The organism is Kitasatospora sp. NPDC056138 (assembly GCF_042264695.1).
In the GTDB taxonomy this organism is placed as follows: Bacteria; Actinomycetota; Actinomycetes; order Streptomycetales; family Streptomycetaceae; genus Kitasatospora.
On the sequence record NZ_JBHJVK010000011.1, the window covers coordinates 13,487 to 25,378 of the forward strand.

The 11,892-nt window shown below is 72.0% G+C and carries 9 protein-coding genes and 1 riboswitch; of the genes, 4 read left to right on the forward strand and 5 right to left on the reverse strand.

Annotated elements, in window-relative coordinates; genetic code table 11:
• Positions 1-92 precede the first annotated feature (92 nt).
• Complete coding sequence (locus tag ACFC1R_RS10275) at positions 93-1,250, reverse strand: DUF2382 domain-containing protein (protein WP_375935751.1); 1,158 nt, start codon at positions 1,248-1,250, stop codon at positions 93-95.
• 222 nt (positions 1,251-1,472) lie between these two features.
• Positions 1,473-1,580, forward strand: a riboswitch (glycine riboswitch).
• A 234-nt stretch (positions 1,581-1,814) separates the two neighbouring features.
• Between ACFC1R_RS10275 and gcvP the strand changes: the two genes are divergently transcribed.
• Positions 1,815-4,688 (forward strand): aminomethyl-transferring glycine dehydrogenase, encoded by a 2,874-nt coding sequence (gene gcvP / locus ACFC1R_RS10280; protein ID WP_375935753.1) that lies wholly within the window; start codon positions 1,815-1,817, stop codon positions 4,686-4,688.
• Positions 4,689-4,772: 84 nt separating this feature from the next.
• Here the strand turns inward: gcvP and ACFC1R_RS10285 are convergent, their stop codons facing one another.
• Both ACFC1R_RS10285 and ACFC1R_RS10290 read right to left on the reverse strand, forming a co-directional pair.
• The gene (locus ACFC1R_RS10285) at positions 4,773-4,961 is read right to left on the reverse strand and encodes a DUF5999 family protein (RefSeq protein ID WP_375935755.1); all 189 of its coding nucleotides are present in this window, start codon (positions 4,959-4,961) and stop codon (positions 4,773-4,775) included.
• Between the two features lie 325 nt (positions 4,962-5,286).
• Positions 5,287-5,886 (reverse strand): hypothetical protein, encoded by a 600-nt coding sequence (locus ACFC1R_RS10290; protein ID WP_375935757.1) that lies wholly within the window; start codon positions 5,884-5,886, stop codon positions 5,287-5,289.
• Between the two features lie 348 nt (positions 5,887-6,234).
• Here ACFC1R_RS10290 and ACFC1R_RS10295 point away from each other — a divergent pair, with 348 nt between their 5' ends.
• The 3 genes from ACFC1R_RS10295 to ACFC1R_RS10305 all read left to right on the forward strand — a co-directional run bounded on the left by ACFC1R_RS10295 (position 6,235) and on the right by ACFC1R_RS10305 (position 10,296).
• Complete coding sequence (locus ACFC1R_RS10295; protein WP_375935759.1) at positions 6,235-7,734, forward strand: glutamate-cysteine ligase family protein; 1,500 nt, start codon at positions 6,235-6,237, stop codon at positions 7,732-7,734.
• Positions 7,735-7,901: 167 nt separating this feature from the next.
• On the forward strand, positions 7,902-8,696 hold the full coding sequence (locus ACFC1R_RS10300) for a CPBP family intramembrane glutamic endopeptidase (RefSeq protein WP_375935761.1): 795 nt from the start codon (positions 7,902-7,904) through the stop codon (positions 8,694-8,696).
• Positions 8,697-8,856: 160 nt separating this feature from the next.
• Positions 8,857-10,296 (forward strand): S28 family serine protease, encoded by a 1,440-nt coding sequence (locus ACFC1R_RS10305; RefSeq protein ID WP_375935763.1) that lies wholly within the window; start codon positions 8,857-8,859, stop codon positions 10,294-10,296.
• Between the two features lie 102 nt (positions 10,297-10,398).
• On the opposite strand, the gene ACFC1R_RS10310 is transcribed toward ACFC1R_RS10305, so the two are convergent.
• On the reverse strand, positions 10,399-11,235 hold the full coding sequence (locus ACFC1R_RS10310) for a PhzF family phenazine biosynthesis protein (RefSeq protein WP_375935765.1): 837 nt from the start codon (positions 11,233-11,235) through the stop codon (positions 10,399-10,401).
• 79 nt (positions 11,236-11,314) lie between these two features.
• Entirely contained in the window at positions 11,315-11,830 is a 516-nt protein-coding gene (locus ACFC1R_RS10315; protein WP_375935767.1) for an HAD domain-containing protein, read from the reverse strand.
• Positions 11,831-11,892 lie beyond the last annotated feature (62 nt).

An 11,892-nucleotide genomic window follows, 5' to 3' on the forward strand; every position in this document is an offset into this window, starting at 1 on the left:
AAATATCTATCGGTGAAAATTAGGCAAAACGATGCCCCCGGAGCCGTCTCGGGGCGGAACCGGGGGCAGCTGCGTACCCGAACCGGCCGGGCTCACGCCTGGCGCAGCGGCTCGGGACGGGCGGGCGGCGGTGCCGACGGTGCGGCGGCCGGTGCGGCGGGGGAGTCCGTGCCGGTGCTGTCGTGGACCTCGACCTGCTCCCGGCGCAGCTCCTCGCGGACCACCTCCTCCTCGGTGTACCGCTCGACCACCAGGCGCACCCGCTCGATCGGGGCCAGGTACTTGCGCACCACCGGCCGCTCCTCGCGCAGCGTCACCTCCTCGACCGCCTCGGCGATCTCCTGGTCGCTCAGTGCGGCCCGCTCGGACTCCGGGACCGGGATCCGTTCGACCCGCACCCGCTCGCGGACCACCGGCACCCGGCGCTCGACCGACTCGGTGGTCACGTACTTGCGCAACCGTGCGGTGCCGAGGACGTGCCACTCGGTGCTGATGTCGAGGCGCTCCTCGCGGCAGGTGATCTCGACCGGTCCGGCCGGCGCGCTGTCGGCCGCGGTCCGCGAGGTCGGCCGGTCCACGGTGGGCTGGTTGACGGTCCGCCCGTTGGCCTCGGTGGCCCTGGGGGCGGGCTTGTCCAGCGCCGTGGGGTTCTTGGTGTGCTCGGTGAGCGGCGGGTTCGGGCCTGCCAGTGGCGCGGCGAACGCGGTCGACGTGCTCTCCGGGGCGGGGTGTGCGGCCGGGGGGGCCGGGGCCGGGTGTGCGGCAGGGCCGGCTGGGGCGGGCTGGGTGGCCGCGTCGGGCCGGGTGACCGGGGCGGCCGGGGGGACCGGGCCGGTCCGGGCGGCCGCAGGACGCGGGCCGGTCGCCGGGACGGCGCCGAAGTCCAGGTCGGCGGCCTTAGAGGTGCCGTTGGCGGTTGCCGCCACCGGGGGAGCGCCCGCCGTGTCCAGGCCGTAGTAGCGGTAGAGCTGGAGTTCCTGTGCGGGCGAGAGGTGCTGTCCGACGCCGAAGTCGGGCGAGTCCTTGATCAGTGACTTGTCGTACGGGACCTTGAGTTCCTCGCCCGAGAACTCGCTGGTGGTCAGCGGGACGAAGGCGTCCCGGCCGAAGATCCCGGTCCGCACCGCGGCCCACTCGGGCTCGCCGGTCGCGTCGTCGAGATAGACCTCGTCGACCGTGCCGATCTTGTCACCGTTCCGGTCGACCGCCTTGTGCCCGATCAGGTCCCGCGGATCGATATCGGTCTGCACGCTGTCCTCCAGTGCACGTGCTCCTGGGACGTTCCGTCAGGGGGCGGTCGGAGGAGCTGTCCATCCGCCACTTCACACGAAAAGCCATCAATCGGGCAGCGGCTACCCGGAGGCACCCGTACGGGAGCGGGCGGGTCGTGCGGGGTCGTTCGCATCCGTTCGGATCGGTCCGGTCCGGCCAGTGATCCGGAGGGCTTCCGCTGGTACCCTGGGCGCGACCGCCGAGCCTGCTCGGGAGAGTCCCCGACCCACCGTGAACTGCGGGAACAGGGGCGCCGAAGGAGCAAACCCTCCCCGGAATCTCTCAGGCATCCGTACCGTGTGGGCTAGGTCACTCTGGAAAGCAGGGCAGGGCTGTTGGCGCGGGAGCCGGCGGCACCACCCTCACCGACGGTGCAAGCCGATGGATGCCCCCGGGCCTCCCGCGCGGCGAAGCTCTCAGGTCCCGATGACAGAGGGGGAGGCCTGTCGGGTTCGCGCGCACTCGGCCCACCGCTCCCACAGCGGCGGAGCCCTACGGCGTGCGTACCCCCGCCGGTCCGTGACCAGGAGGCCTCGACCCCCATGAACGCCCAGCCGACGCTCGCCGAGCTTGAGCAGGCCAGCCCCTTCGAGACCCGCCACATCGGCCCCGACGCCGCCGCCCAGGACAAGATGCTGGCGCAGGTCGGCTACGGCTCGCTGGACGAGCTGTCCGACGCCGCCGTGCCGGACGCCATCCGCAGCCTCACCGCGCTCGGTCTGCCGGCCGGCCGCAGCGAGGCCCAGGTGCTCGCCGAGCTCCGTGAACTCGCCTCGCGCAACCAGGTGCTGCAGCCGATGATCGGCCTCGGCTACTACGGCACCTTCACCCCGCCGGTGATCCTGCGCAACGTGCTGGAGAACCCGGCCTGGTACACCGCCTACACCCCGTACCAGCCGGAGATCTCCCAGGGCCGCCTGGAGGCGCTGCTCAACTTCCAGACCCTGGTCTCCGACCTGACCGGGCTGGCCACCTCCGGCTCCTCGCTGCTGGACGAGGGCACCGCCGCCGCCGAGGCGATGGCGCTGGCCCGCCGGGTCACCAAGGTCAAGGGCGGCGTCTTCCTGGTCGACGCCGAGACCCTGCCGCAGACCATCGCGGTGATCAACACCCGCGCGGTGCCGACCGGTGTCGAGGTGGTCGTCGCCGACCTGTCCGGGGGCATCCCGGCCGAGATCGCCGAGCGCGGCGTCTTCGGTGTGCTGCTCCAGTACCCCGGTGCCTCCGGTGTCGTCCGCGACCTCACCCCGGTGATCGAGCAGGCGCACGGCCTGGGCGCGGTCGTCGCCGTCGCCGCCGACCTGCTCGCGCTCACCCTGCTGAAGTCCCCCGGCTCGCTGGGCGCCGACATCGCCTGCGGCACCTCGCAGCGCTTCGGTGTGCCGATGGGCTTCGGCGGTCCGCACGCCGGCTACCTGGCCGTGCGCGCCGAGTACGCCCGCAACCTGCCCGGCCGCCTGGTCGGCGTCTCGGTGGACGCCGACGGCAACCGGGCCTACCGCCTGGCGCTGCAGACCCGCGAGCAGCACATCCGCCGAGAGAAGGCGACCAGCAACATCTGCACCGCCCAGGTGCTGCTGGCCGTGATGGCCTCGATGTACGCGGTGTACCACGGCCCCGACGGCCTGGCCGACATCGCCCGCCGTACCCACCGCTGTGCCGCCGCCCTGGCCGAGGGCCTGAAGGCCGGGGGCGTCGAGCTGGCGCACGCCGAGTTCTTCGACACCGTGACCGCCCGCGTCCCGGGCCGGGCCACCGCGGTGGTCGACGCCGCCCGTGTCAACGGCATCAACCTGTTCCAGGTCGACGCCGACACCGTCTCGATCTCCTGTGACGAGACCACCACCCGCGAGCACCTGGCCGCGGTCCTCGCCGCCTTCGGCGTCGAGGGCGTCGAGCTGGACGAGAGCGCCGACGCGCTGCCCGCCGCGCTGCTGCGCGAGGACGAGTACCTCACCCACCCGGTCTTCCACAGCCACCGCTCGGAGACCGCGATGCTGCGCTACCTGCGCCGCCTCTCGGACCGGGACTACGCGCTGGACCGCGGCATGATCCCGCTGGGCTCCTGCACCATGAAGCTCAACGCCACCACCGAGATGGAGCCGGTGACCTGGCCGGAGTTCGGCCAGCTGCACCCGTTCGCGCCGATCGACCAGGCGGAGGGCTTCCTCACCCTGATCCGCCAGCTGGAGCAGCAGCTGGTGGAGGTGACCGGCTACGACGCCGTCTCCATCCAGCCGAACGCAGGGTCCCAGGGCGAGCTGGCCGGTCTGCTGGCGGTGCGCGCCTACCACCAGGCCAACGGTGACACCCAGCGCGACGTCTGCCTGATCCCGTCCTCCGCACACGGCACCAACGCGGCCTCGGCCGTGATGGCCGGGATGCGCGTGGTCGTGGTCAAGACCCTGGTCGACGGCGACGTGGACGTCGACGACCTGAAGGCCAAGATCGAGCAGCACCGCGACCAGCTCTCGGTGCTGATGGTCACCTACCCGTCCACCCACGGCGTGTACGAGACCCAGATCACCGACATCTGCGCCATGGTGCACGAGGCCGGCGGCCAGGTGTACGTCGACGGCGCCAACCTGAACGCCCTGGTCGGCCTCGCCAAGCCGGGCAAGTTCGGCGCGGACGTCTCGCACCTGAACCTGCACAAGACCTTCTGCATCCCGCACGGCGGCGGCGGTCCGGGCGTCGGCCCGGTCGCGGTGCGCGCGCACCTCGCGCCGTACCTGCCGAACCACCCGCTGCAGGCGGAGGCGGGCCCGGCCACCGGTGTCGGCCCGATCTCGGCCGCGCCCTGGGGCTCGGCGGCGATCCTGCCGATCTCCTGGTCGTACGTGCGGCTGATGGGCGGCGAGGGCCTCAAGCGCGCCACCCAGGTCGCGGTGCTGAACGCCAACTACATCGCCAAGCGCCTGGCCCCGCACTTCCCGGTGCTCTACACCGGTCCCGGCGGGCTGGTCGCGCACGAGTGCATCATCGACCTGCGGCCGCTCAGCAAGGAGACGGGCGTGACGGTGGACGACATCGCCAAGCGCCTGATCGACTACGGCTTCCACGCCCCGACCATGTCCTTCCCGGTGGCCGGCACGTTGATGATCGAGCCCACCGAGTCCGAGGACCTGTACGAGATCGACCGCTTCTGCGAGGCGATGATCGAGATCCGCGCTGAGATCGACAAGGTCGGCTCGGGCGAGTGGTCGGCCGAGGACAACCCGCTGCGGAACGCCCCGCACACCGCCGCCAACCTGGCCGGTGACTGGGCGCACCCGTACTCCCGCCAGGAGGCGGTCTTCCCGGCGGGCGTCAACCCGGCCGACAAGTACTGGCCGCCGGTGAGCCGGATCGACGGCGCGTACGGCGACCGCAACCTGGTCTGCTCCTGCCCGCCGCTGGACGAGTACGGCGCCTGAGCCCGGACACCGGCGAGGGCCCTTGGGAGGAACGTTCCTCCCAAGGGCCCTCGCCCTGTTCCGGGACGGTGCTCAGGGGATTGCTCAGGCCGCGGCCAGGGCCCGGTGCGGCGCGATCACCTGCCCGTCGGGCAGCAGCTCACCGGTGTCCTCGAAGACCAGGACGCCGTTGCAGAGCAGGCTCCACCCCTGCTCGGGGTGGCAGGCCAGCGGGACGGCCGCCTCACGGTCGGCGGACTCCGCTGACGGGCACTCAGGACGGTGCTGGCACATGACTCGTACCCTCGCTTCGCTCACGACGATCCGGGCCCGCCGCACGGCCACCCCCCTTGGGCGTCCGCCCTGCCGACCGGATCTCCTGCCGGCCCCGGCTCAAGTGTGAACCGGCGCTTCGGTGGGTAGGACTGGTGCCCTCTCCACCCTGGTTCCCAGTGTCGGCATCCCGGGGCCATTGCGCAGCGATTTGGTGACATGCGCCACAACTGGCTGCTCCACATCACCCGTTCAGGGGGAGAAGTCCTCTCCGTACAGCCCGACGGGCCATCCGGGCACTGACTCGGTCGAGTCAGGCCGAGATGGCCCGTTCGGGTGATTCGACTCAGGAGATCCCGGCCGTCAGCCGCGCGGGGACCGCCGCGCGCTCCAGCATCGCCAGCAGCTCGACGGCCGGGTAGACCCGGTGCGCGGTCACGCCGCACGGCGCGGGTGCCAGCGGGATCAGCAGATCGGTCGTCGGGCCCGGCTCGGGGTGGTGCAGCCAGAGCGCGGTGGCGTAGTGCCCGGGCATCGACAGCAGCCGCGGCTGGTGCCGCGACCGCGAGGACTGGGCGAGCTGCCAGGCCTGCCGCAGCGCCCGGACCGTGGAGTCCAGGTAGGGCCCCGCGGTGAAGTGGGAGAAGGCGTGGCCGTCCGCCGTCTCGATCACCTCGGCGGCCGCCGCCACCTCGGCCGCGGGCTCCGCCGAGAGCGTCGCCGATCCGCGCTTGATCAGGAAACGCCATCCGGTGCGCCGGGCGCCGGCCAGCCCGCCGCCCGGCCCCTCCAGGACGTGCACCGCGAGCGGATGGGAGGGCAGCAGCGGGCCGGCGGCGCCGCGCAGGGCGCCGGCGGCGGGCTGGCACAGCGCGGCCTCGGAGTCGAGCGCGGCGAGGACCGCGCGCAGGGCGCTGGGCGGGGGCTGGGGCGTCTGCATAGTCATGGCGGGTCGCCTCTCCGTGCTAGATCGGCGTGCGAGTGCGGCATACCGGCGTGGCGTTGGTGTGACGGGACCTGGCCGTGTCCGGTTGGGCATGATCGCGGTGCGGGCGCGGAACCTGCCGACGATGGAATTCGGAGCGGCATGGCACCGGGTAGGAGCGCAGTGCGAATTCTACTCGAACAGGTGCGCAGGGTGACCTTCTTATCACGTTCCGTGGCCCGTGGCAAGCTGGGAGATGGCTGACGGTCCGTCAGGAACCGTGCCTCGTCAACCTGTTCGGGTGAGCGGCTATCGATCTTCCGGCTGGGCATGATGCAGGGACGATCGACCAAAGGTGAAGGGGCACCCATGGGCGAGAAGGTCGTGGCGACTCGGGCGGAGCTGGCCGACCGGCAGCTGTACCGCCGGAAGCTGCAGTCCTGTCTGGACGCGCTGGAGCGGATGCTGCGGGAGGAACGCTTCGACCGGCCCAAGGCCATGATGGGCCTGGAGATCGAGCTCAACCTGGCCGACGAGCAGGGCAGCCCGCTGATGTACAACGAGGAGGTGCTCGGCTCGATCGCCTCCAGCGACTTCCAGACCGAGCTCGGCCAGTTCAACATCGAGGTCAACATCACGCCGCACCGGCTGAGCGGCCATGTCCTGGAGGACCTGCGGGAGGAGCTCGACACCTGCCTGCGGTACGCCGACCGCAAGGCCGCCGAGGTCGGCGCCCGGATCGTGATGGTCGGCATCCTGCCGACCCTCGACCTGGACCACACCGGCCTGGACGCCATGTCGCACAACGACCGCTACACCCTGCTCAGCGACCAGATCCTGGCCGCCAGGGGAGAGGACATCGCGCTCGACATCCAGGGCGTCGAACAGCTGGCGATCGAGTCGGTCTCGATGGTCGCCGAGGCCGCCGCGACCTCGCTCCAGCTGCACCTCCAGGTCACGCCAGAGCGCTTCGCCTCGGTCTGGAACGCCGCCCAGGCCTTCTGCTCGGTCCAGGTCGCCCTCGGCGCCAACTCGCCGTTCCTGTTCGGCCGGGAGCTGTGGCGGGAGACCCGGCCGGTGCTCTTCCAGCAGGCCTGCGACACCCGTTCGGCCGAGCTCAAGGCCCAGGGAGTGCGCCCCATCACCTGGTTCGGGGAGCGCTGGATCGACTCCGCACTGGACCTCTTCGCCGAGAACCTGCGGTACTTCCCCGCGCTGCTCCCGATCTGCGACGACGAGGACCCGGTCAAGGTGCTCGCCTCCGGCGGCATCCCCAGGCTCGGCGAGATGCGGCTGCACAACGGCACCATCTACCGCTGGAACCGGCCGGTCTACGACGTCGCCGACGGCGTACCGCACCTTCGGGTGGAGAACCGCTGCCTGCCGGCCGGTCCGACGGTGGCCGACACCCTGGCGAACGCCGCCTTCTACTACGGCCTGGTCCGGGTGCTCGCCGAACAGCCGAGGCCGATCTGGACCCGTCTCGCGTTCGCCCAGGCGGACGAGAACTTCCACAACGCCGCCCGGCACGGCATCGAGGCCGTGCTCCAGTGGCCGAAGAGCGGGCGGGGCGCACGCGGTACCGTACCGGTCGCGGCCGGCGAGCTGGTGCTGACCGAGCTGCTCCCGTTGGCGTACCAGGGGCTCAACGAGTGGGGCGTGGCCGCGGCCGACCGGGACCGCTACCTCGGCATCATCGAGCAGCGCTGCCTCCGCCGCACGAACGGTGCCGCGTGGCAGAGCGCCACCGTGCACCGGCTGCGCGAGCAGTACGGGATGGACCGGGCGGCGGCGCTCGCGGCCATGACGCGGCGGTACATGGAGTACTCGCGCACCGGCGAGCCGGTGCACACCTGGCCGGTGGGTTAGCCGCCCGCCGGTCCTGTCGGTCCTGCCGGGCCCCGTGCGCCGGGCCCGGCTCCGCACGCTCCTGGCGCACCGCTCGGCCGGCCGGGCGTCCAAAGGTTGATATGGGAGGATGATCGGCCCGGCGGCAGACCGGTCGCCGGGCCGGAGCTGCGTGCTGGAGAGACCTGGTGACCACCGTTTCGACCGAGCCCGAACCCGGGACCGCGGCGCCGTCCCGACGCCTGCTCGTGGCCGAACTCCTGATCGTGCTCGGTCTCTCGCTCGGCGCCAGCGGGGTCGGCGCGCTGATCAGTTTCCTCGGGTCGCTCACCCAGCCGATCGCCCTCGGCCAGCAGGTCGCGACGCTCAACGGCTCGCACGCGCCCGGCCGGCCCTGGCTGGACCTCGCCTGGCAGGTGTACTACATCCTGCGCGGGCTGATGCCGGTGGCCCTGGTCGGCTACCTGCTGGTCCGTGAGGGCAGCTCACTGCGGCAGCTCGGCTTCGACCTGTCCCGCAAGCTCGGCGACCTCGGGCGCGGCGCGGCGGTGGCCGCCGCGATCGGCGGTTCGGGGCTGCTGCTCTACCTGGGCTCGCAGGCGGTCGGCGCCAACCTGACGGTCGCGCCCTCGGGGCTGCCGGACGTCTGGTGGCGGATCCCCGTACTGGCCGCCTCGGCCTGGCAGAACGCCATCCTGGAGGAGGTGATCGTCGTCGGGTACCTGCTGCGCAGGCTCGGCCAGCTCGGCTGGGGGCTGCCCGCGACGATCGTCACCAGTGCGGTGCTGCGCGGCTCGTACCACCTCTACCAGGGCATCGGCGGGCTGGTCGGCAACATGGTGATGGGGGTGGTCTTCTGCCTGCTGTACCGCCGTTGGGGTCGGGTGATGCCGCTGGTGGTGGCGCACGCGCTGATCGACACCGTTGCCTTCGTCGGGTACGCGCTGCTGGCCGGCCGGGTGAGCTGGCTGCCCAGCGCGTAGCGCCATCCGGGGGAGTCGGCGCTGGGCCGGCCGGGTGGTGTCCGGCCGTGCAGCCGTTTGCTTTACCTGTTGTTGACAATGCGCCATGCTCACGCCAGCGTGGTGGGGTCCGACCGGGACCGTGTGATCCCTCCGACGACCCACCAGGCATGGAGAGTTGATGCGCAATCCGCTCCGCGGGCTGCTGGCGGCAGCCCTGCTCATATCGGCGCCAGGTCTGGGGTCGGCGCTGCCGGCCACCGCGCAGACCCGTACGTCCGTCAGCGCCGCCACGACGGCCGGTGCCGACATCCGGGACCGGCTGGCCGCGATCCCCGGGGTGACCGTCACCGAGGAGGGGCCGGCCCCCGGGTACCGGTACTTCCTGCTGACGTACACCCAGCCGGTCGACCACTTCAAGCCCTGGCTGGGCACCTTCCAGCAGCGGTTCAGCGTGCTGCACCGGGGCGAGGACCGGCCGACGGTCTTCTACACCAACGGGTACACCCTGGGCACCACCCCCTCCCGGACGGAACCGACCCGGCTGCTGGACGGCAACCAGGTCTCCATCGAGTACCGCTACTTCACCCCCTCCCGCCCGGTGCCCACCGACTGGACCAAGGCCGGGATCCGGCAGGGTGCGGCCGACGCACACGCGATCATCACCGCCCTCAAGCGGGTCTACGGGCAGAAGTGGATCTCCACCGGGGCCAGCAAGGGCGGCATGTCCTCGGTCTACCACCGCCGCTTCTACCCGGACGACGTGGACGGCACGGTCGCGTACGTCGCGCCCAACGAGGTGAACGACCGCGACGACTCCGCCTACAGCGCCTTCTTCCGGCAGGTCGGCACCCCCGGGTGCCGGACGGCGCTGCGCACCGCGCAGCGTGAGCTGCTCGTCCGCCGGACCACCCTGGAGCCGCGCTACGCCGCCGACAACGCGGCCAAGGGCAACACCTTCGAGGTGATGGGCAGCGCCGACCGGGGGTACGAGGCCGGGGTGCTGGACGTGGTCTGGAGCTTCTGGCAGTACGCCACCGAGGCGGACTGCGCCACCGTGCCGCCGGTGACCGCCACCGACGACCAGCTCTACACCTGGTTCGACGCCCACTCGGGCATCACCTCGAACTCCGACGGCTCGCTGGCCCGGTACACCGCGTACTACTACCAGGCGGGGACCGAACTCGGTGCGCCGAGCTTCGACGTCTCCTACCTGAAGGGCCTGCTGCACTACGACTACGAGCAGCTGTACGCACCGCGCAGCTACGTGCCGCGCTCGATCCCGATGCACTTCGACCCGGGTGCGATGCGCGACATCGACCACTGGGTGCGGCAGTCCGCGCAGCGGATCCTCTTCGTCTACGGGGCGAACGACCCCTGGGGCGCCGAGCGCTTCGCGCTCGGGCGGGGCAGCCGGGACAGCTACGTCTACACCGTGCCCGGCGGCAACCACGGTTCGAAGATCGCCGGACTGAAGGCGGACGAGTCCGCGGCGGCGACGGCGAAGCTGCTCACCTGGGCGGGGCTGCCGTCCGGACCGGCCCTGACCCACGGACACCAGGCTCCGTCGTTCGGCGAACTGGATGCGGAGGGCCTGCGGCTGGAGCGCAACCGGCTCTGAGGCCGATCGGCTCAGGTCCGGAATCGTCCGGCGGCCGGTCCGCTCCGGCACCGAGCCGTTCGGTGCCGGAGCGGACCGGCGTGCGACCGGCTCCGGGTGCGATCAGTTCCGCGGCGGCCCGGGCCGGCTGAGCAGGGTGCCGTCCAGCACGGTGACCGCCCGGCCGGAGAGCCGGACCCGGTCGCCCGCGAGTTCGCAGACCACCAGGCCGCCCCGGCGGGAGGCCTGGTACCCGGTCAGCCGGGTGCGGCCGAGCCGCGCCGCCCAGTAGGGGGCCAGTGCGGTGTGGGCGCTGCCGGTGACCGGGTCCTCCGGGATGCCGGAGGCCGGGCCGAAGAACCGGGAGACGAACTGGTACGCCCCCGAGGGGTCGTCGGCCGGTGCCGTGACCAGCACGCCCCGGGTGGGCAGCGCGGCGACCGCGGTGAGGTCGGGGGTGAGCGAGCGGACGGTCTTCTCGTCCGGGAGCAGCACCAGCAGATCGGCGAGCGCTCCGGTGTCGAAGCTGCCGAGCACCGGGGTGCCCAGGGCCTCGGCGAGCCCGTCCGGGTCGGGGACCGGCGTGTGCGGGTTGGCCGGGAAGTCCAGGGTGTAGCTGCCGTCCTGCTCGGGCCGGGCCAGCAGGACGCCGCTGCGGCTGGAGAACCTGACCCAGTCCCGGTCGAGCAGGCCGTCGGAGTGCAGGGCGTGCAGGGTGGCCAGGGTGGCGTGCCCGCAGAGGTCGACCTCGTGGGCGGGGGTGAACCAGCGCAGCCACCAGTCGGCTTCGCCGCCCGTGGGCAGCGGCAGGGCGAAGGCGGTCTCCGAGAGGTTCATCTCGACGGCGACCTGCTGCATCCAGCCCTCGTCGGGCCAGTCGGGGCCGTCCAGCAGGCAGACGGCGGCAGGGTTTCCGGCGAAGGGCCGGTCGGTGAAGGCATCGACGACTCTGATCCGCATGCTGCCAACCGTACGGGCTGCGGGCGGCTTCGACCAAGGCCAATTGATGGTAAGTGGACTGGTATATCTCCGGCAGGGCTCAGTTTGTGCGCGGCCACCGCCGGGCTGTCGGCGGCCGTTTCAGCAGCCGGTCCACGTGGTGGCGCTGGAGCCCCTGGCCGCTTTCGACGGGGAGCAGCAGCCGGTCCCGGCGCAGCAGGGAGTTGCGGACCAGCCGGCCCGGGATCAGGTCGTCGATCCAGGCGAACGGCCGCCCGTCGGCGAAGCGCAGCAGCGGTGCCCACTTGAACGCCCGGAAGAGGTCCATCAACGGCACCTTCGGGTCGTCCGGCTGCGGGACGTACCCCGCGAAGTGCACCACCGGTAGCTCGGGGAGGCCGAGCAGGGGCGAGATGTGGAGGTTGGCCTGGTCCTCCCAGGTGGTGGCCCAGCAGAGCCGGTAGTGCTCGGAGAGTTCGCGCAGCCAGTCGCCGTGGCGGGGGGAGAGCAGGACGCGGTAACCGAGCAGGGTGTGGGTGTCGAATCCGGCCTCGGGGTGCGGGCGGGCCGGGTTGAGCACGCCGTCGACGTCCAGGAACAGCAGTGGTGCGGGCATGTGGTTCTCCCCGGGTGGCAACTCCGTCAGCTGGGGGGGGACGAGCGGCGACCGGTTGCGGT

What these genes read in the sequence shown, in the direction of transcription:
- gcvP (WP_375935753.1), top strand. Translation starts at nt 1,815, where the DNA reads ATGAACGCCCAGCCGACGCTCGCCGAGCTTGAGCAGGCCAGCCCCTTC.
- ACFC1R_RS10285 (WP_375935755.1), bottom strand. Translation starts at nt 4,961, where the DNA reads ATGTGCCAGCACCGTCCTGAGTGCCCGTCAGCGGAGTCCGCCGACCGT.
- ACFC1R_RS10290 (WP_375935757.1), bottom strand. Translation starts at nt 5,886, where the DNA reads ATGACTATGCAGACGCCCCAGCCCCCGCCCAGCGCCCTGCGCGCGGTC.
- ACFC1R_RS10295 (WP_375935759.1), top strand. Translation starts at nt 6,235, where the DNA reads ATGGGCGAGAAGGTCGTGGCGACTCGGGCGGAGCTGGCCGACCGGCAG.
- ACFC1R_RS10305 (WP_375935763.1), top strand. Translation starts at nt 8,857, where the DNA reads ATGCGCAATCCGCTCCGCGGGCTGCTGGCGGCAGCCCTGCTCATATCG.
- ACFC1R_RS10310 (WP_375935765.1), bottom strand. Translation starts at nt 11,235, where the DNA reads ATGCGGATCAGAGTCGTCGATGCCTTCACCGACCGGCCCTTCGCCGGA.
- ACFC1R_RS10315 (WP_375935767.1), bottom strand. Translation starts at nt 11,830, where the DNA reads ATGCCCGCACCACTGCTGTTCCTGGACGTCGACGGCGTGCTCAACCCG.